This is a genomic window from Streptomyces sp. NPDC087270 (assembly GCF_044744625.1).
Classification (GTDB): Bacteria; Actinomycetota; Actinomycetes; order Streptomycetales; family Streptomycetaceae; genus Actinacidiphila.
On sequence record NZ_JBIUYR010000003.1, the window covers coordinates 256198 to 275583 of the forward strand.

Sequence of the window (19386 nt, forward strand, 5' to 3'; positions counted from 1 at the left end):
CTCAGCCGGTCCTTCATGAGCGCGGTCAGCCGGCCGATCCGTCGAGCCCGTCGAGCCACTCGATGACATCGACCTGGCGGCTGCCGCGGGATTCCACCACAAGCACGGTCGCACCCTTGGGCAAGGGTTCGTCCGACCAGGCGAGAAAGGCTTCGGAGCCGCCTCTGACCCGCACCAGGACCTCGCCGGGACCGGCGGGTCCGCGCGTGCCGATCAGCAGTTCCCCCGTGCAGCCGATCACGGCATCGTCCGGTGCCATCTCCGGCCGCCCCCTTGTCGTCGTGGTTGTGCGAATTCCGACCGTGACCATCCTCCCACCTGGGGCCCTCCCGGGATCACCGATGGTCGTTACGGAATACGCGTGCCGCGCCCCCGCGGTTCCAGCCGCAGACGGGCTTCCCGGCGCCGTCTTCCGTCCCGTTCGTACGCCGTTCGGCCGCAGCCGTCAGCCGGTCGTCGCCACGAAGTCGCGCAGCGCGCCGGCGAGCAGCCCGGGCTGGTCCTCGGGGACCAGCGTGCGGGCGTCGGCGACCTCCAACAGGCTGCCCTGCGGCAGGAGTTCGGCCAGTCGGCGGCCGTGCGCGAGCGGCATCATCCGGTCCTCGGCCGCCCACACCACCAGCGCCGGCCGGTCGAAGCCGCGCAGCGCCTCGGCGGCCTCCGCCATCTCCCCGCGGCGCGCCCCGAGCAGGTAGCGGCGCAGGTCCGCGCGGATGGCCGGATCGGTCAGCAGCGGGCGCATCCAGCCGTCGATGATCTCGTCCGGCACCGGGTACTTGCTCAGCACCCCCAGACCCGCGGTGGAGCGGCGCAGCGGCCGGGCCGCCATCATCCGCACCACGGCGTGCAGGGCGCCGGGGATGTGCGCCGCAAGAGTGATCATCTTGCCGGGTAGGCCGGGCGGGTAGTTCTCGAACGCCTCGCAGGAGACCAGCACCAGCCGGGCGATCCGTTCGCCGTGGAAGGCGGCCACCTGCTGGGCGCGGCCGGAGTCGACCTCGGCGAGGGTGACGTCGCGCAGGTCGAGCCGGTCCAGGAACTCCGCGGCGAGCGCGGCGACCGCCCGCGGCGACAGGTCCGCGTCCGGGCGCATCGCAGTGCGGTGACTCCCCTCGGGCAGCGTCGGGGTCAGGCAGCGGTGGTCGGTGCGCAGGTCGTCGACGACCTTCCGCCACACGCTGCCGTCCTGGGCGAGGCCGTGCAGCAGGACCACCACCGGCCCGTCACCGCCGGTGTCCCCGTAGGCCAGCGTGCCCGCGCTGAGTTCGACGGTGTGCTGCTCGTCCGCCGTACCGGTCCCCGTCGTCATGCCCGTCCCCGTCGTCATGCCCGTCCCCTCCGCCGTGCCCGCCGTACAGGTCCCGCGCCGGGCGGGCGGCTGGAATGATCGGCGCACCCTCCCGGTTCGGGAGACTACGACACAGGACGCGACGGCGCGGCAAGGTCCGCGGTTTCGGCGTGCCCGGCGGCACCCAGCCATGCCAGGGTGAGGGCAGGCAGCGGGGAAGAGCAGCGCACACGGTAGGAGGCTGGATGTTCCGGGGCTTCACGGCTCCCTCGTCGGACCGGACCGAAGAGGACCAGAGCGAGCGGGACCGCGACAGCACGGCATCGCCCTGGGCGTACATCCGCACCGAGACCGGCAGCGCCGCGGTCCTGCTGGCGGCGACGGTCGCGGCGCTGGTGTGGGTGAACGTGGCGCCGGGCGACTACGCGTCGGCGTGGGCGACCCGGCTGTCGGTGCAGTGGGGCGGCCACGGCGTCGACCTGGACCTGCGCGAGTGGGTCAACAGCGGCCTGATGACGCTGTTCTTCCTGGTGGTGGGGCTGGAGGCGCGGCGCGAGTTCGACATGGGCGAGCTGCGCGACCGGCGCAGGATCGCCCTGCCGCTGCTGGCCGGGGTCAGCGGCATGATCGTGCCGGTGGCGATCTACCTCGCGGTGAACTCCGGCGGCCACTCCGGGCACGGCTGGGGCACCGCGATGTCCACCGACACCGCGTTCGCGCTGGGCATGCTCGCCCTGCTCGGTTCGCGCTTCCCGCGCCGGCTGCACACCTTCATCCTGACCGTCGCCGTGGTCGACGACTTCGTGGCGCTGGCGGTGATCGCGGTCGCCTACAGCGAGCACATCTCGTGGACGCCGCTGGCGGTCGGCATCGGGTTCCTGCTGCTGACGGCGGCGATCCGGCGGGCCGGGGTACGGCGCGGCGGGCCGTACGCGGTGCTCGGGATCGCGGCGTGGACGGCGTTCGTGCACTCCGGAGTGGACCCGGTGGTCGTCGGTCTGATCATCGGCCTGCTGGCGTTCGCGTACCCGGCGCCCCGCGACGCCCTGGAGCGGGCCAGCGGCCTGTTCCGGTCCTTCCGCGAGCAGCCCACGCCCGAGCTGGAGCGGGAGGCGCGGCTGGGCCTGGCCTCGGCGCTGTCCCCCAACGACCGCCTGCAGCGGCTGTGGCACCCCTGGTCCAGCTACGCGATCGTGCCGCTCTTCGCCCTCGCCAACGCCGGCATCGAGATCAACGGCTCGCTGCTGTCGCAGGCGTACACCTCCCCGATCACGCTGGGCATCCTGCTCGGCTACGGCATCGGCAAGCCGATCGGCATCGTGGGTTCCACGGCGCTGGCCACCCGGCTCAGCCGCGGCCGGATGCGCCCGCCGGTCGGCTGGGCGGCGGTGACCGGCGGCGGCACGATCGCCGGCATCGGCTTCACGGTGTCCCTGCTGATCGCGACGCTGGCGTTCTCCGGGCGGGAACTGGACGAGGCGAAGATCGGCGTGCTGAGCGCCGTGGTCTTCGCGATGCTGAGCACCTCCATGGTGGCGCTGGTGACCTCCCGGCTGCCCGAGGCGCGGCGGGCCCGGGCGCTGCTGGGCACCGCGCAGTCGGTGGTCGACCTGGCCGAGCCGGTCGATCCCGACCACGACCACGTCCGCGGCCCGCTGGACTCCCCGGTGACCGTGGTGGAGTACGGCGACTTCGAGTGCCCCTACTGCGGGCAGGCCGAGAGCGTGGTGCGCGAGCTGCTCGCCGACTTCGGCGACGTGCGCTACGTCTGGCGCCACCTGCCGCTGACCGATGTGCACCCGCACGCCCAACTCGCCGCGGAGGCCTCCGAAGCGGCCGCGCTTCAGGGCGGGTTCTGGCAGATGCGCGACCTGCTGATCACCACTCAGGACGAGCTGGGCGTCAAGGATCTGATCCGGCACGCCGACGGGCTCGGCCTGGACCTGGAGAAGTTCCGGCACGCGCTCAAGGCCCGCAAGGGTGCGGCCCGGGTCGCGCGGGACGTGGAGTCGGCCGACCTCAGCGGGGTGTCGGGCACGCCGACGTTCTTCATCAACGGCCGCCGGCACCACGGCGCCTACGACATCGAGAGCCTGTCCGCGGCCGTGGTGGCCGCGCGCGACCGCGCGGTCCTGGTGGACGGCGCCGGCCCCGGCTCCTGAGCGCGGGTTCCCGGCGGGGCACATCGGGCGGCGGGCGGCGGGCTCCCCGGGCGGGAGAGCTGCCCCGCGGCCACGGGCTCGCGATCGGCCGCCGCACGATCGACGGCCGGGTGGGGCGCGGCGCCGTCGCCGCGTCCCGCCCGGCCGTCCCGTGGCGGCTCAGGCCGCTCGGACCGCGTGCGGCGGCACCGGTTGCTGGTGGCCGCCGCTGGCCATCATCCGGACCTCGCCCTCGCCGCTGATCTCGGCGCGGACGATGCCGGTGTCGTCCTCGTAGACGGGGTAGCCACCCGCGCCCGAGGCGTCGGTGCGGTGTACGACGACGACGTCGTCCTCGACGGCCGGGGCCTGGAAGACCAGTTCGTAAACAGCGGGATATTCGTCCATGGGCACACACCTCCCCAGGGGCATTACTCCATTCTCCCGCGGATCGTCCGGTTCCGCCTCCCGGGGGACGTACCCTGCTGGCGTGGACATCGGCGCCGGCCCCCTGGAACGGAGCGCGGCGGACCGGCCCGGCTCCCCCGGCACCGCGGGAGCCGCGTCCGGCCCGGCGGCGCTCGCCGACGCGCTCCTTCCGCTGGTCGGGCCCGGCCGGGTCGTGGTGCTGAGCGGCGCCGGCCTGTCCACGGAGTCGGGCATCCCCGACTACCGCGGCGAGACCGGCCGGCGCCGGCGCGGCGACCCGATGACGTACCAGGAGTTCACCGGCAGCGCCGGCAGCCGCCGCCGTTACTGGGCGCGCAGCCATCTCGGCTGGCCCTCGATCTCCGGGGCCCGGCCCAACGCGGGCCATCGGGCGGTGACCCGCCTGGTGGCCGCCGGGCTGGTGTCGGGCGTGATCACGCAGAACGTCGACGGGCTGCACGCCGCCGCGGGTACACCGGACGCGGTGGAGCTGCACGGCACTCTGCACGCGGTGGTCTGCCTGGACTGCGGCGCCCGCGGCTCGCGGGAGGAGCTGGCGGGGCGGCTGGACGCGGCGAACCCCGGGTTCCGGGCGATGTCCGCGCGGATCGTCGCCGACGGCGACGCCGAGCTGCCGGCCGAGCACATCGACGCGTTCCGCACGGTGGCCTGCACCGCGTGCGGCAGCGGCGTCCTCAAGCCCGACGTGGTGTTCTTCGGGGAGAAGGTGCCGCTGCCCCGGGTGGAGCGCTGCTACGGCCTGGTCGACGCCGCCTCGCTCCTGCTCGTCGTCGGCTCCTCGCTCACGGTGATGTCGGGCCTGCGGTTCGCCCGCCACGCGGCGAAGCACGGCACGCCGGTGGCCATCGTCAACCAAGGCCCCACCCGGGGTGACGACCTGGCGGCGCTGCGGCTCGACCTCCCGCTCGGGCCGGCCCTCACCGCCCTCGCCGACCAGCTCACCGACCGCCTCGGCGGGTGAGCGCTCCGCCGGGTGTCGTCCGCCGGGCGTCGTCGGATCAGCTGAGCAGCCCGGTCCGGTAGGCGGCTGCGACCGCGGCGGCGCGATCGCGCACGCCGAGCTTCGCGTAGAGGTGCAGCAGGTGCGTCTTGACGGTGGCCTCGCTGATGAACAGCTGCCGGGCCGCCTCCCGGTTGGTCGTGCCCGCGGCGACCAGGCGCAGCACCTCCAGCTCGCGGTCGGTGAGCGTCCCGGCGGGCGTGGCGGGTTCGCGGACCCGGCCGATGAGCTTCTGCGCGACGGTGGGGGCGAGCACGGGATGGCCCTGGTGGGCGGCGCGCACGGCACGGACGAGTTCGTCCCGCGGCGCGTCCTTGAGCAGGTAGCCGGTGGCGCCCGCCTCGATCGCGGGCAGCACGTCGGCGTCGCTGTCGTACGTGGTGAGCACCAGCACGTGGACGGCGGGGGCGCGCTCGCGCAGCAGCCCGATCGCCTCGACGCCGCCCATCCGCGGCATCCGCAGGTCCATCAGCACCACGTCCACGCCGAGCGCGAGCGCCCGGTCCACGGCCTCGGCCCCGTCCGCGGCCTCGCCGGCGACCTCGAAGTCCGGGTCACCGTCGAAGACACCGCGCAGGCCGTCACGTACGACGGGGTGGTCGTCGGCGACGAGCAGGCGAATGGTCACACGCCATTCTCCATGATCGCCGGGCGTCCGGCGCCGGTACGGGACGGGCCGTTGGGACTGGTCGGGCCGGTCGGGCCGGGCCGCTCGGGGACCGTGTGGCTGTCCGGCGTCGCACGGTCGGCGGAGCCGGGGGCCCGGTCGGCGGGGCCCGGGGCGGAGTCGGCGGAGCCCGGGGCACGGTCGGCGGAGCCCGGGGCGGGGTCGGCGGAGCCGGCAGCACGGTCGGCGGAGCCGGGCGCCAGGGGCACCGCCGGCACGCCGGCGCTGAGCACCGTCCCGTCGCCCGGCGCGCTCTCGATCGCCAGGGAGCCGCCGACCTGGCGCAGCCGCTGCCGCATCGCGGTGAGCCCGAAGCCGTGGCCGTCGGCGCGCGGCTCGGCCCGCTCGCACGCGGCGGCGTCGAAACCGGTGCCGTCGTCGAGGACGTCGAGGACGACGACCTCGTGGGTGTAGGAGAGGGTCATCCCGGCCCGGGACGCTCCGGCGTGCTTGGCGATGTTCGCCAGGCCCTCCTGGGCGGTGCGGAACAGCGCGACCTCCAGCGCGGGCGGCAGCGGTACGGCGTCGCCGGTGACCTCGAAGCGGACCGCGATCCCGGAGGTCTGGGTCCACTGCTCGGCGAGGTCGCCGAGGGCGCCGGGCAGGTGGGCGGCGGTGTCCAGCGGACCGGGCCGCAGCGCCTGCACCGAGCGGCGGGCCTCGGCCAGCGACTCCCGGGCCAGCCGCCGGGCCAGTTCCAGGTGCCGGGTGCGGCGCTGCGGGTCGGCGTCGAACCGGTCGGCGGCCTCCAGCTGGGTGACGATGCCGGTCAGGCCCTGCGCGATGGTGTCGTGGATCTCGCCGGCCATCCGCTGCCGCTCGTCGAGGATGCCGGCCTCCCGCGCCTGGGTGACCAGTTGGGCGTGCAGACCGGCGTTCTCGGCCATCGTCTCGCGCAGCCGCCGGTTGGCCTCGGCCAGCTCGTCGATCATCCTGGCCCGCCGCCGGCTGCGCTGGTCCTCCTCGATGCCCTGGTAGGTGATGGCACCGGCGACGAGCATGTTGACCAGGACCAGCCCGACGTACGCGGCGACGCCCTCGCCGTGCAGGTTGCGGACGCCGCCGACCTGGCTGAGGGCCATCGCCGCCGCGTTGACCGCGATGGCCGGCGGCCGCAACCACCGGGGCAGCAGGGCCGCTTGGAGATAGCCGGTGAAGCCGAAGAAGCCGAAGAACGGGTTGAGCAGGATCAGGCCCACGATGAAGGCCATCAGTCCGGCGTAGAAGACGATCGCCCGGCCCTGGCGCGCGGCGGGCGTCGGGTACGGCACGTCCATGAACCGCAGCCACAGCGCGGCGCCCGCCGACAGGACCACCGCCACCCCGATGTACAGCGCGCGGTAGGGCCCCAGGCCGACCGCCAGCACCAGCGAGACCGCGAGCCCGCCGTAGGGCAGGTAGTGCTGGAGCTGCTGGAAGCGCTCGTCCTTCGCCTGCTCGCCGCCGGGTGCGGCCGGCGGGCGCACCCGCACGGGGGCGGGCGCCCGCGGGATGCCGTGGGGCGGCTCCGAGCCGGTACTGCGCGCTGTCCGCTCCGCGTTCACCGGCTCATCATTCCCAACGGAAGGCGCGGACCGCCACCGCGCTGCCGGCCACGGTGTACCCGGCCAGCACCAACAGGTGCTGCCACAGGGCCCCTTCACCGGACCACGCCGCCATCACCGCGCCGAAGGGGACGTAGCCGCCGATCTCCCGCAGCGCGTGCGGCATCTGCGCGACGGGGAAGTACAGGCCGCTGAAGAAGAAGTTCAGCACCATGACGGGCACGCCCGAGCCGCTGGCGGCGCCGGCGGTGGGCGCCAGCGCGGCGACCACCAGGCCGAGGGCGAGGACCGCGGTGCTGCCGAGGACGAAGGACGCGATCACGGCGCCGATGTCGGACGGCGGCCTGACGTGGAAGGCGAGCCGGCCGACGGCGATGATCAGCGCGACGCCGACCGTGATCAGCGCGGCCATGACCGTGAGCAGCGCGGCGAGCATCCCGGCGACCGGCACCGGGCTGACCGACAGCCGCCGCAGGATGCCCTTCTCGCGCAGGCTCGCCATGTTCATCGGCAGCATGACGCAGCCGAGGAAGAGGGGCACCATCGCGGCGATGGTCGGCACGTAGACGTCGATGACGCTCCTGCCGCCCAGGGAGTCGGAGTCGGTCCTGAAGGCGGGGATGTTGCCGAAGAGGATCACCATGCCCAGCGGGAAGAGCAGCCAGAACACGGCGGCCGGCTCGCGGAGCAGCAGCCTGGCCTGGGTGGCGGTCAGCGCGCGGAAGCCCTGGCGGGTCATGCGCGGAACGGCGGGTGCGGACGGTGCGGTGGGTGCGCTGGCGCTCATCGGGGTGTCCTTGTCTGTGGCGGCGCGGAGGATACGGGGATGCGGGACGGCGGCCTACGGGCCAGGGCGGCCCGGCGCGGGAGGGGCCGGGCGGATACGGGCCTACGCCCCGCTGTCGTCACCGGTGAGCGCGATGAACGCGTCATCGAGGGTCGCCTGCTCCACCCGCAGGTCCGCGGCGATGATGTGCCGCCGGGCGAGCAGCGAGGTGACGGCGAGCACGAGATTGCCGTCGCCGGTGATCTCGACCTGCGAGCCGTGCCAGGTCAGGGTGCTCACCTCGGGCAGTTCACGCACCAGGGCCTCGTCGAAGCCCGTCGAGGGCCGGAAGCGCATCCGCTGGGTCCGGTCGCCGCGCGCGGCCAGCCCCGCCGGGGTGTCGACGGCCACGACCCGGCCGGCGTCGATCAGTGCGACCCGGTCGCACAGCCGCTCGGCCTCCTCCATGAAGTGGGTGACCAGGACGACGGTGACGCCGGACGCCCGGACCTGCTCGACCAGGTCCCAGGTGGTGCGGCGGGCGTGCGGGTCCAGGCCGGTGGTCAGCTCGTCGAGGATGACCGCCCGGGGGCTGCCGACCATCGCCAGCGCGATCGCGAGGCGCTGCTTCTGGCCGCCGGAGAGCTTCTTGTAGCGGGCGTCCGCCTTGGCGCGCAGGCCGAGCCGGTCCAGCAGCTCGCCGATGTCGGCGGGCCGCCGGTGGAACGACGCGAACAGGTCGAGGATCTCGCGGACGGTGAGCCTCTCCGGCAGCCCGCTCTCCTGGAGTTGGACGCCGAGCACCTGGCGGAGCGCGTCGCGCGCGCGGGCCGGGTCGTGGCCGAGTACGGACACGGTGCCGCCGTCCGGGACCCGCAGGCCCGACAGGCACTCGACGGTGGTGGTCTTGCCGGCGCCGTTCGGGCCGAGAATGCCGAAGATCTCGCCCTGTTCGACCGTGAACGAGACGTCGTGCACGGCGGTGACGTCGCCGTAGCGCTTGTGGAGCCCGTCGACCTCGATGACCGTCATGCCGTGCGCCTCTTCCCGTCGGGTTCTTCCCCGGTGGACGGCGCGTGTTCGCCGTCGTGGAGAAGCCTCCCGCCGCGGCGCGGGCGGGCGGATCGACCACCGGGGCGGGGCGCGGGCGCGATGGGTGGACGCGGCCGTCCACCGATCGGTTGATGCCCCGCGCCCTGAGCCGTACGGCCGTCGGGGGCGGTACGGCTCAGGGCGCGGGGTCGAGGACGCGGGCGGTGCTGCGGAAGCGCGCCCGGTAGGTCGTCGGGGCCACCCCCAGGGACTGCTGGAACGCACGGCGCATGGACTCCGCCGAGCCGAACCCGGCCTGCTCGGCAACGGTGTCCACGGCGTCGTTGCCCGCCTCCAGCAGGGCCTGGGCCGCTTCCAGGCGGACGGACTCCGCGTACTGCCCGGGGCTCAGTCCGGTCTCCGCGCGGAAGAGCCGGCCGAGGTGGCGGGGGCTGACCCCGGCGGCGCGGGCGAGGTCGTCCATGCGGTGGGCCGCGGCGGGGTCGGCGCCCACCGCGTCCATGACCTGGCACAGCGCCGGGTGCCGGGCCTCGCGCGGCACCAGCCGGGCGCTGAACTGGGACTGCCCGGCCGGCCTGGCCATGAACACCACGAGCTGCCGGGCGACGGCCCTGGCCAGGTCGGCGCCGTGGTCCTCCTCGACCAGCGCGAGCGCGAGGTCGATGCCAGCGGTGACGCCCGCCGACGTGGTCACCCGCCCGTCGCGGACGAAGAGCGGGTCGGGCTCGACGGACACCCGCGGGTAGGCGGCGGCCAGTTCGGCCGCGAGCTGCCAGTGGGTCGCCGCGCGCCGGCCGTCGAGCAGGCCCGCCTCGGCGAGCAGGAACGCGCCCGCGCAGACCGAGGCGACCCGGCCGGAGCGGGCCGCGAGCGCCTCGACGGTGCCGGTCAGCGCGGGGTCGCCGACGGCCTGCCGCCAGTCGGCGCGGCCGGGGACGACGAGGGTGCCGAGCCGGCCGGGGAGCGTGTCGGCCGCGCTGTCGGCGCCGATCCGCACGCCCGCGGAGGTGCGTACGTCGGCGCCCGCCGCGCTGACGATCCGTACGTCGTAGCGGGCGCCGTGGGCGTTGGCGGTGGTGAAGACCTCGACCGGGCCGGTGACGTCGAGGAGTTGCACCTGGTCGAAGGCGAGCACGGCGACCAGGTGGCGGGGGCGCGCGGCGGCCCGGCCCGTAGTCCCCGCCGTTCCGGGCGCACCCGGGGTTCCGGGCGCCCCCGGGATTCGCGTCATCGGCCTCACTCCGGCCACGGCGAGTCGAGGATCGTGGTGACGAAGTCGCCGCGCTCGAAACCGGGGACGTACGCGGCCAGCACGTCGGCCTTGACGTTGCCGAAGGTGGTCTCCGGCTTGGGGCGGATGCCCTCGGTGAAGGCGGCGAGGATGCGGCGCTTGAAGTCGGGGCGGGGGTGCAGCGCGACGATCGCGGCGCGGTCGGCGTCGCTGATGTCGCGGTAGCCGATGCCGAGCACGTCGTACTCCACGCCCGCGGTGGTCAGCGCGACTTCGGGCTCCATGTGCTCCGGGATGCCGGGCGTGGTGTGCAGGGCGATCGCGGTCCACACCCGGCGGACGCTGTCCTCGGGGACGCCGTGGGCGTGCAGGAACCGGCGGGCCTCGTCGGCGCTGTCGACCTCGAAGCGGCGGCCGCTGTCGTGGAACCGCTCGCCGAGGCCGAGGTCGTGGAACATCGCGGCGACGTAGAGCAGTTCGGGGTCGAAGCTCAGGTCGCGGCGGCGGCCCTGGAGACTGCCGAAGCAGTAGACCCGCCGGGAGTGGTGGTAGATCAGCTCGGTCGCGGTGTCGCGGACCAGTTCGGTGGCCTCGCGGGCCAGGGCGGTGTCGGGGAAGCGGACGCCTGTCTGCTCGAGAGCCTCGGTCGTCATCGGTGTCACCTGCGCAGTTCTTCGATCGGCCGGCCTGCCGGTTCGCCGGTCCTCCGGATACGGCCGGGGTCCCGGCCGCCACTCCTCCAGGATCGGCTCGAACCCGTCCGCCCGCCATGGCCGTGGCGACCTGCTCCCCACAGATCCGGACATCGTGCCACGGCCCCGGCGCGGCGAATACCAACGGCGTGTTAAGCCTTCGCCGGGGCCGGGACACCCGGGTGGGGCCGTGCTTCCATGGCGCCATGACCCCGTTGGTGAGGCGCCGCCACGTGGACTACGCGCGTGTCACGAGCACGGGCTGTCCCGGCGCGCACTGACGCCTCCGCGCCGCCGCCCGGCAGCCGACCGCGTCCTTCTTCCGCGCCCCTCCCCCGCCCTCGGTACGCACCCGGGGCGCCCGCGAGGAGCCGCGTACGTCCAGCGGCCGGCCGTCACCGCCGCCGCGCAAGGCCGCCCCCGCGCCCCGCACCATCGACCGCGCCACACCCACGCCGCACGTCTCACACCACGCACCACACGCCACACCCGCAGTGACACCGCACGCACGACAGCACCTGGGAGAGCCATGACCGAGCAACAGCCCGTCGACTCCGTCACCGCCGGGCACACGCCCGAGACCGCGGCCGCCACGGCGCAGGAGGAGCCGAACTGGTCGTTCGAGACGAAGCAGGTGCACTCGGGGGCCGTTCCCGACCCGACGACGGGGGCGCGGGCGGTGCCGATCTACCAGACGTCGTCGTTCGTGTTCCGCGACACCCGACATGCCGCGGACCTGTTCGCGCTGGCGGAGCCGGGGAACATCTACACCCGCATCCACAACCCCACCCAGGACGTGTTCGAGCAGCGGATCGCCGCGCTGGAGGGCGGGGTCGCCGCGGTGGCGCTGGCGTCGGGGCAGGCCGCGGAGACGCTGGCGATCCTGACGCTGGCGAGTGCCGGCGACCACGTGGTGGCGGGCGCGTCGCTCTACGGCGGGACGTACAACCTGTTCAAGCACACGCTGCCGCGGTTCGGGATCGAGGTGTCGTTCGTCGACCCGGACGACGTCGAGGCGTGGCGTGCGGCGGTGCGGCCGAACACGAAGGCGTTCTTCGCCGAGACGCTGGGCAACCCGCGCGGGAACGTGCTGGACGTGCGGGCGGTGGCGGACGCGGCGCACGCCGAGGGGGTGCCGCTGATCGTGGACAACACGGTGCCGACGCCGTACCTGCTCCAGCCGCTGCGGCACGGCGCGGACATCGTGGTGCACTCCGCGACGAAGTTCCTCGGCGGCCACGGCACCACCATCGCCGGGGTGGTCGTCGACGGCGGCACCTTCGACTTCGGGGCGCACGCCGACCGCTTCCCCGACTTCAGCACGCCCGACCCGAGCTACCACGGGTTGGAGTACTGGCCGGCGCTCGGCCCGGGGGCGTACGCGATCAAGCTGCGCGTGCAGTTGCTGCGCGACCTGGGTCCCGCGCTGTCGCCGCACTCGGCGTTCCTGCTGCTCCAGGGCGTCGAGACGCTGTCGCTGCGGCTGGAGCGGCACTCCGCGAACGCGCAGGAGCTCGCGGAGTGGCTCCAGGCACGCGACGAGGTCGCGGTGGTGCACTACCCGGGCCTGCCGTCCAGCGCCTGGTACGAAGCCGGGCAGCGCTACCTGCCGCGCGGCGCGGGCGCGGTCCTCGCCTTCGAGCTGCGCGACGGAGCGGAGGCAGGCAAGCGCTTCGTGGACGCGGTGCGGCTCTTCAGCCATCTGGCGAACATCGGCGACGTGCGCAGCCTGATCATCCACCCGGCCTCCACCACGCACAGCCAGCTGGACGAGGAGCAGTTGGCGGCCACCGGCACCTCGGCCGGCCTGGTCCGGCTGTCGGTCGGCATCGAGAACGTCGCGGACCTCAAGGCGGATCTGGACGCCGGGTTCCGCGCGGCCAAGGCCGCGTCCTGACCGTGCCGGGGCGCACGGCCGCGGAGGTCCCCCTGCCGCCCGCCTCCGGGGCGTGGCGGCCGGGGGACCCGCCCGGGCGGCGCCGCTGGCACCCGCTCTCCGACCCGCTGCCGCTGGAGGCGGGCGGTGAACTGCCGGGCGTGCGACTGGCGTACGAGACGTGGGGGCGCCTCGCGCCCGACGCGTCGAACGCGGTGCTGGTGCTGCACGCGCTGACCGGTGACAGCCATGTCGCGGGTCCGGCCGGACCCGGCCATCCGACCGCCGGGTGGTGGGACGGGCTGGTCGGGCCCGGCCTCGCGCTGGACACCGACCGCTTCTTCGTGGTGGCGCCGAACGTCCTGGGCGGCTGCCAGGGCAGCACCGGACCGGCGTCCGCGCGGCCGGACGGCCGCCGGTGGGGCAGTGCCTTCCCGTTCCTGACCCAGCGCGACCAGGTCGCGGCGGAGACGTCCCTGGCGGACGCGCTGGGCGTCGAGCGGTGGGCGCTGGTGGTCGGCGGGTCGATGGGCGGGATGCGGGCGCTGGAGTGGGCGGTGGGCCGGCCGGAGCGGGTCGGGTCGCTGCTGCTGCTCGCCTGCCCGGCGGCGGCGAGCGCCGAGCAGATCGGGTGGGCGTCGGTGCAGCTCCGGGCGATCAGGGCGGACCCGGGCTGGCACGGCGGCGACTACCACGACGCGGCCCCCGGCGGCGGCCCGCACGCCGGGCTCGGGCAGGCCCGGCGGCTGGCGCACCTGACCTACCGCAGCGAGCCCGAGCTGCGGGAGCGGTTCGGCCGCGCCGCGCAGCACGCCGAACGCCCCTGGCACGGCGGCCGGTACGCGGTCGAGTCGTATCTCGACCACCACGCGGACAAGCTGGTCCGCAGGTTCGACGCGGGCAGCTACGTGGTGCTGACCGAGGCGATGAACGCGCACGACGTCGGGCGGGGGCGGGGCGGCACCGCGGCGGCGCTGCGCCGCGTGACGGCGCCGACGCTGGTGGCCGGGGTGGACTCCGACCGGCTCTATCCGCTCGCGCAGCAGCGGGAGTTGGCGGCGGGCATCGCGGGCGCGGACCGGATGCGGACGGTCCGCTCGCCGTACGGGCACGACGGCTTCCTGATCGAAGTCGATCAAGTGGCGTCGCTGGTCGGCGAGCTGACGGCGGGTCCCCGGCTGCCGTATCCGGACCGGGAGCAGCCGGACCGCGGTGTGGCGAAGGGCACGTGACATGCGTTGACGTGCACATTCCTACGCCCGTACGCTGATGGTTCGTGAAGGTGTGAGGAAGCCGGTGGGAATCCGGCGCGGTCGCGCCACTGTGTACCCGGTCGCCTCCAGGGGCGTTCCGGGAAGTCAGACACTTCGCCGTCACGAAGCCCCATATGACCGAGGGACGCAGCATCCCCGAAGGAGGCACCACCGTGAGTTCTCTGTCCACCCACACGTCGTCCGACGCCACGCCGGTCGTCCTGCCCGTCTCCAAGGCCGTGCTCTGGCTGGCCGGCACCACGATCCTCGCGCTCGCCGTGTACTACTTCATCGGCGTCGACCAGGGCGCGGTCTCCGTGTTCGGCAGGGACATGCACATCCACGAGTTCGTGCACGACGCGCGGCACTTCCTCGGTTTCCCCTGCCACTGACGGCCCTCACGGCAGGCGGACAACTCGACATGGAGAAGCGACTCATACTGCGCGGCGTGCTCGCCGGCGCGATCGCGGGGCTGCTCGCGTTCGTCTTCGCCCGGATCTTCGCCGAACCGCAGATCAACAAGGCGATCGACTACGAGAGCGGGCGGGACGCGGCGCAGAACGCCCTCGACAAGGCCGCGGGCCTGCCGGTCTCCCCGGCCGGCCCCGACCTGTTCAGCCGCACCGTGCAGGCCGACGTCGGTATCGGCGTGGGGCTGATCCTCTTCGGCGCCGCGATGGGCGCCATCTTCGCGGTGGTGTACACGGTGTGCCTGGGCCGGGTCGGCAACGTCCGGCCGCGCACCCTGGCACTGCTGGTGGCCGGCGGCGGCTTCCTCGGCTTCTACCTGGTGCCGTTCGTGAAGTACCCGGCGAACCCGCCGGCGATCGGGCACGAGGACACCATCAAGGCCCGCACCGGGCTCTACCTGATCATGGTGGTCTGCTCGATCACGCTGCTCGCCCTGGCGGTGTGGCTGGGACGGCGGCTCCAGGAGCGGTTCGGCACGTGGAACGCCACGCTGCTCGCCGGCGCGGCCTTCCTGGTCGTGATCGGCGTGGTGATCGGCCTGCTGCCGGCGCTGGGCCATCTCGCCACCAACCGCGAGCAGTACGGCAACCACGGCACCGAGACACCGGTGCCGCTCACCGACCCGCACGGCCGGATCGTCTACCCGGGCTTCCCGGCGGACGTGCTGTTCAAGTTCCGGTTCTACTCGGTGGCCGCGCAGTTGCTGCTCTGGTCGGCGATCGGGCTGGTCTTCGGGCCGCTGGCGGAGCGGGTGCTGAGCCCGGCGCCGGCCGGCCGGGCCGTCCGGGCGCCCCGGACCGACCCGGTGGAGGCGTGACGGCGCGCGCCGCGCACGGCCACCCGGCCCTTCGGTGACATGGTGGCGCGGTGAACGACGATGACGTGAGGGCGGCCCTGGCGGAGCTGGGGCCGTTCTTCGCGGTCGAGGCGATCAAGGCGGTCGAGCCGGTCCAGGCGGCTGGGAGGGCCGAGGCGGCCGGCGAGGGCCCCGGCCCGTGGCGGTCGATGGCCGAACTCGCCGACCCGGCCGACCCGGCCGACGGAAGCGGGGCGCTGGCCGCGCGGGTGGCCGCCGTACGGGGGGTGCTGGCGGCGGGCGGCGGGCAGCCGGCGGAGGCGGTCGAGGAACGGGTGGCCGCGTCGGTGGTCCATCTCGGCCTGGTGGCGCGGCTGCTGTCCCCGTACCTGGCGCTGGCGGTGCTGTACGGGCGGGCGCCCGGGCGGGTGCGGCTGGCCGATCTGCGCTGGCGGCCCGCGCTCGGCGGACCGTACCCGCTGGCGTTGCCGTTGCCGCTGCCGCCCGGGACGGACCACATGCCCGGGACGGCCGCGGATCGTACGGGCGTCGCGGCCCTCGGTACGGGCGCTGACCTCGGTACGGTCCCGGACGTCGGTACGGGCGCGGACCTCGCGGCGCTCGCCGACCGGTTCTCCGCCGCGGTGTGCGAGGGCGCCGTGCGCGAGGTCGAGTCGGCGTGCGCGGGGTTCCGCGTGTCGCCGCACGTCCTGCGCGGCAACACCGCGTCCGCGGTGAACGGCGCGGCGCGGATGATCGCCGCCGCGCGCCCGGACGCCGCCGCGCGGGCCGAGGCGCTGACCGGGCTGCTGCTGGAGCGCGGACGCTTGCGCGGGAGCGGACGGCGTACCCCCGGTGGCGGGTTCCGGCGCAACAGCTGCTGCCTGATCTACCGGGCGGCGCCCGGGCACGCGGGCGCGTTGTGCGGGGACTGTGCGCTCTCGCGTGTCCCCGTGCGCCCGGGATGAGCCTGGTCGGAGCGATGGGAGGACGCCGACGCCCGCTTGTTGCAAGCGAGTCGCAACAAGTAACGTGTCGCGTTGAGAAGTCCCCGTCCCCTCGCAAAGGACCCCACGTTGAGTTCCACCATCGAGGCCCCCTCCGCTCCGGTGTCCCGCCTGCACCGGATATCGGCGTCGATGTCGCGCGCCGAATGGACCCGGTTGGGCGGCATGGCCGCGTTCATCGTGGCGCTCCACGTCATCGGCTGGTTCACCCTCGCCGTGATCGTCGCACCGCACCACTACAAGACCGGCACCGGGGTGTTCGGTGTCGGCATCGGGGTGACCGCCTACACGCTCGGGATGCGGCACGCCTTCGACGCCGACCACATCGCGGCCATCGACAACACCACCCGCAAGCTGATGGGCGAGGGCAAGCGGCCGCTGTCGGTGGGCTTCTGGTTCTCCCTCGGCCACTCCTCGATCGTCTTCGCGCTGGCCTTCCTGCTCTCCATCGGCATCAAGTCGCTCGCCAACCCGGTCGAGCAGGACAACTCCGGCCTGCACAACGTCACCGGCTGGGTCGGCACCACCGTCTCGGGCACGTTCCTGTACGCCATCGCGCTGGTCAACCTGCTGATCCTGGCCGGGATCTGGAAGGTCTTCCGGCGGATGCGGCACGGCGAGTTCGACGAGGCCGCGCTGGAGGACCAGCTCAACAACCGCGGCTTCATGAACCGCCTGCTCGGCCGCCTGATGAAGTCGGTCACCAGCCCCTGGCAGATGTACCCGATCGGCCTGCTCTTCGGCCTGGGCTTCGACACCGCCACCGAGATCGCGCTGCTCGTGCTGGCCGGCTCCGGCGCCGCCTCGGGCCTGCCCTGGTACGCGATCCTCTGCCTGCCCGTCCTCTTCGCCGCCGGGATGTGCCTGCTCGACACCATCGACGGCTCGTTCATGAACTTCGCCTACGAGTGGGCGTTCTCCAAGCCGGTCCGCAAGGTCTACTACAACCTCACCATCACCGGCCTGTCCGTCGCCGTCGCCCTCATCATCGGCACCGTCGAACTCCTCGGCCTCGTCGCCGACAAGGCGAACCTCCACGGCGCCTTCTGGGACTGGGTCGGCGGGCTCGACCTCAACATCGTCGGCTATGTCATCGTCGGCCTGTTCTTCCTCACCTGGGCCGTCGCCCTGACCGTCTGGAAGTTCGGCAACATCGAGGAGAAGTGGTCCACCGGGCTGCGTGCCACGGACACCCCCGCGGAATAGGGCGTGGCAGCCGGACCGGCAGGTCCGCTACGGTCAGATCCCGGCCGCGAGGTGCCGGGTCCCAGGGGGGTTGATGCCGCGGTGACCGGGTTCGACGGGAGCGGGTTCGACGAGAGCGGGCGCTCGATCTGGTCGGGGCGGGCCGTCGCGTACGCGGAGTCCTTCGCGGCGGTGTGCGCGTATCCGATCGGGGACCTGCTCGACGCCGTCGGGGCCGGTCCCGGCGTCCATCTGCTGGATGTCGGCACCGGGTCGGGGAACGTCGCCGCGGCGGCGTACGCAAGGGGCGCGCGGATCACGGCCGTCGACGCCGAACCGGGCATGGTCGAGCTCACCGCGCAGGCGGTGCCGGCGGCCGACGTCCGTGTCGCCGAACTGCCGGTCCTGCCCTTCGCCGACGGCACCTTCGACGCGGTGACCGCCAACTTCGTGCTGGACCACGTCGGCCGGCCGCGGCGCGCGCTGGCCGAGCTGAACCGGGTGACCCGGCCGGGCGGCCGGATCGCGGTGACGGTGTGGTGCGTGCCGGCCGGGAGCGGGCAGGCCCTGCTGGGACGGGCGACCGAGGCCGCCGGCGTGCGGCGCCCACCCCACCGAGCGGTGCTGCCGCCCGAGACCGACTTCCCGCGCACCGAGCGGGGCCTGCTGGACCTCCTGCCGGCCGCCGGCCTCGCCCACCCGTCCTGCCGCACCCTCGCCTGGGATCATCTGACCTCCGCCGGGCAGTGGTGGCAGGGCGCGGCGTCGGGCGTCGGCTTCACCGGTCACCTCATCGCCGCCCAACCGGCCGCGACCCGGGCGGAGATCAAACGGCACTTCGATCTGCTCAGTGCGGGGTTCACCACTCCCGACGGCCGGCTCGCCCTCCCGCACCAGGCCCTGCTCGCCGGCGCGACCGCCCAGCCGGGACCCGTACCGGTACCCCGGACCGGTTGACCGTCCCCGGCCGGGCCGTCGCCGGGCGCTCACTCACGGAACCGGCCCTGTCGCTCCACGCGTCTTGTGTGCCATGGCTTCCGACCGGCAGCAGGACCACGCGGGCGGGTCCGAAAGCGTCCGGCCGAAGTCGCCCGCCACGCCCACCACCCTCGCCGCGCCCGGCGAGCCCGCCCTTCCCGTCCCCAAGAGCCGAGCGGACACCCGGGGCGAGGAGTTGGTCGGAGAGGCCACGGAAGGCGGGCCGATCATCGTCGTCACCGCCATCGCGCTCAAGCCGCGCGTCCGCGACGCCCTCGCCCAGCGCCTCGGTCCCGGTCACATCCTCCTGGACATCCGCCACGCCGGACCGGATGCCGACATCGTGCTCATCCCACCCGCAAGCGCCCAGCTCCTCGGCCACCTGCGCCGGCAGTTCCCCCAAGCGCGCATCCTCGCCACCGAGTTCACCGACGACAGCTACGGCGCCGACTTCCGGGGCCCCATCAGCCACATCCTCGACAGCGACATCGACGGGTACTTCATGGCACCGACCCTCGACGACCTGGCGCGCGTCACCCACAGCGCCGGCCGAGCCGTTGCCGGAGCCCTCGCCGGCGGCACGGGAAGTGGCTCGCGGCGTCCCGTCGACTTCCTTGCGGCCAACCGGCGCCTTCTGCTGGAGAGCGGCCACGCGGCCGAACCGAGCGCGGCCGAACCGAGCCCCACCGATCCGAGCCCCACCGAACCGGACCAGGCCGATCCGGACCAGGCCGATCCGGGCCATGCCGACGCCCCCGCGCAGGGCGGGGTCACGATCGATCTCGACGCGTGGGCCCGCACGCTCGAAGGCAGCGCGCCGATCCTGGCGGGCCTGGCATGGCCGCTGATCCTTCAGTTCCTGCGGCAAGGTGTGCCGGTCACCGTCGTCGGCGGCCCGCCCGGGAGCTGGACCGACCGGGCACGCGCGGCAGGGGTCCAGGTCCGTCCCTCGTCTCGGCGGCTCCCCGGCTGACGTGCGGGCGCCGGG

19 protein-coding genes and 1 riboswitch are annotated in these 19386 nt (G+C 74.2%); of the genes, 10 read left to right on the forward strand and 9 right to left on the reverse strand.

The genetic code is table 11. From position 1 onward, the window contains the following. Positions 1-25: 25 nt before the first annotated feature. Both ACIPAE_RS07925 and ACIPAE_RS07930 read right to left on the reverse strand, forming a co-directional pair. Positions 26-259 carry a hypothetical protein gene (locus ACIPAE_RS07925; RefSeq protein ID WP_328459791.1) on the reverse strand — a complete coding sequence of 78 codons (234 nt, stop codon included), beginning with the start codon at positions 257-259 and terminating at the stop codon, positions 26-28. Between the two features lie 186 nt (positions 260-445). Beyond that, positions 446-1327: an alpha/beta hydrolase gene (locus tag ACIPAE_RS07930; protein WP_366410282.1), complete on the reverse strand. Its 882-nt coding sequence runs from the start codon at positions 1325-1327 to the stop codon at positions 446-448. 206 nt (positions 1328-1533) lie between these two features. Between ACIPAE_RS07930 and nhaA the strand changes: the two genes are divergently transcribed. Next, the gene (nhaA, locus tag ACIPAE_RS07935) at positions 1534-3450 is read left to right on the forward strand and encodes a Na+/H+ antiporter NhaA (protein WP_329373162.1); all 1917 of its coding nucleotides are present in this window, start codon (positions 1534-1536) and stop codon (positions 3448-3450) included. Between the two features lie 159 nt (positions 3451-3609). Here the strand turns inward: nhaA and ACIPAE_RS07940 are convergent, their stop codons facing one another. Continuing rightward, a complete protein-coding gene (locus tag ACIPAE_RS07940; RefSeq protein WP_329373160.1) occupies positions 3610-3837 on the reverse strand; it encodes a DUF6296 family protein in 228 nt (75 codons plus the stop codon). Positions 3838-3925: 88 nt separating this feature from the next. On the opposite strand from ACIPAE_RS07940, the gene ACIPAE_RS07945 reads away from it, so the two are divergent. Further along, positions 3926-4840 (forward strand): NAD-dependent protein deacetylase, encoded by a 915-nt coding sequence (locus ACIPAE_RS07945; RefSeq protein ID WP_402443949.1) that lies wholly within the window; start codon positions 3926-3928, stop codon positions 4838-4840. Positions 4841-4877: 37 nt separating this feature from the next. Here ACIPAE_RS07945 and ACIPAE_RS07950 read toward each other — a convergent pair whose 3' ends face one another. The 6 genes from ACIPAE_RS07950 to ACIPAE_RS07975 form a co-directional block, all read right to left on the reverse strand. After that, on the reverse strand, positions 4878-5507 hold the full coding sequence (locus ACIPAE_RS07950; protein WP_402443647.1) for a response regulator: 630 nt from the start codon (positions 5505-5507) through the stop codon (positions 4878-4880). Continuing rightward, positions 5504-7090, reverse strand: a complete 1587-nt coding sequence (locus ACIPAE_RS07955) for a histidine kinase (RefSeq protein WP_402443649.1) — start codon at positions 7088-7090, stop codon at positions 5504-5506. The genes ACIPAE_RS07950 and ACIPAE_RS07955 overlap by 4 nt, the downstream gene beginning before the upstream one ends. Before the next feature lie 7 nt (positions 7091-7097). Continuing rightward, positions 7098-7877, reverse strand: coding sequence for an ABC transporter permease (locus ACIPAE_RS07960; protein ID WP_402443651.1), 780 nt, complete (start codon positions 7875-7877; stop codon positions 7098-7100). A gap of 102 nt (positions 7878-7979) precedes the next feature. Then, positions 7980-8888 (reverse strand): ABC transporter ATP-binding protein, encoded by a 909-nt coding sequence (locus ACIPAE_RS07965; protein WP_402443653.1) that lies wholly within the window; start codon positions 8886-8888, stop codon positions 7980-7982. A gap of 196 nt (positions 8889-9084) precedes the next feature. Continuing rightward, a complete protein-coding gene (locus ACIPAE_RS07970) occupies positions 9085-10140 on the reverse strand; it encodes a GlxA family transcriptional regulator (RefSeq protein WP_402443655.1) in 1056 nt (351 codons plus the stop codon). A gap of 5 nt (positions 10141-10145) precedes the next feature. Next, on the reverse strand, positions 10146-10793 hold the full coding sequence (locus ACIPAE_RS07975; protein ID WP_402443657.1) for an HD domain-containing protein: 648 nt from the start codon (positions 10791-10793) through the stop codon (positions 10146-10148). A 568-nt stretch (positions 10794-11361) separates the two neighbouring features. On the opposite strand from ACIPAE_RS07975, the gene ACIPAE_RS07980 reads away from it, so the two are divergent. From ACIPAE_RS07980 to ACIPAE_RS08015, 8 genes are all read left to right on the forward strand, one after another. Then, the gene (locus tag ACIPAE_RS07980; RefSeq protein WP_402443659.1) at positions 11362-12729 is read left to right on the forward strand and encodes a bifunctional o-acetylhomoserine/o-acetylserine sulfhydrylase; all 1368 of its coding nucleotides are present in this window, start codon (positions 11362-11364) and stop codon (positions 12727-12729) included. Further along, a complete protein-coding gene (locus tag ACIPAE_RS07985; RefSeq protein ID WP_402443951.1) occupies positions 12726-13940 on the forward strand; it encodes a homoserine O-acetyltransferase in 1215 nt (404 codons plus the stop codon). The genes ACIPAE_RS07980 and ACIPAE_RS07985 overlap by 4 nt, the downstream gene beginning before the upstream one ends. Before the next feature lie 21 nt (positions 13941-13961). After that, positions 13962-14098: riboswitch (cobalamin riboswitch) on the forward strand. 36 nt (positions 14099-14134) lie between these two features. After that, complete coding sequence (locus tag ACIPAE_RS07990) at positions 14135-14353, forward strand: CbtB-domain containing protein (RefSeq protein ID WP_402443661.1); 219 nt, start codon at positions 14135-14137, stop codon at positions 14351-14353. A 29-nt stretch (positions 14354-14382) separates the two neighbouring features. Continuing rightward, entirely contained in the window at positions 14383-15249 is an 867-nt protein-coding gene (locus ACIPAE_RS07995) for a CbtA family protein (RefSeq protein WP_366410289.1), read from the forward strand. A gap of 50 nt (positions 15250-15299) precedes the next feature. After that, positions 15300-16196 carry a (2Fe-2S)-binding protein gene (locus tag ACIPAE_RS08000; RefSeq protein WP_402443663.1) on the forward strand — a complete coding sequence of 299 codons (897 nt, stop codon included), beginning with the start codon at positions 15300-15302 and terminating at the stop codon, positions 16194-16196. Between the two features lie 171 nt (positions 16197-16367). Then, positions 16368-17441, forward strand: a complete 1074-nt coding sequence (locus tag ACIPAE_RS08005) for a HoxN/HupN/NixA family nickel/cobalt transporter (RefSeq protein ID WP_402443952.1) — start codon at positions 16368-16370, stop codon at positions 17439-17441. Positions 17442-17522: 81 nt separating this feature from the next. Continuing rightward, positions 17523-18377 (forward strand): methyltransferase domain-containing protein, encoded by an 855-nt coding sequence (locus tag ACIPAE_RS08010; protein ID WP_402443665.1) that lies wholly within the window; start codon positions 17523-17525, stop codon positions 18375-18377. Between the two features lie 73 nt (positions 18378-18450). After that, the gene (locus ACIPAE_RS08015) at positions 18451-19371 is read left to right on the forward strand and encodes a hypothetical protein (protein ID WP_402443667.1); all 921 of its coding nucleotides are present in this window, start codon (positions 18451-18453) and stop codon (positions 19369-19371) included. Positions 19372-19386: the final 15 nt, after the last annotated feature.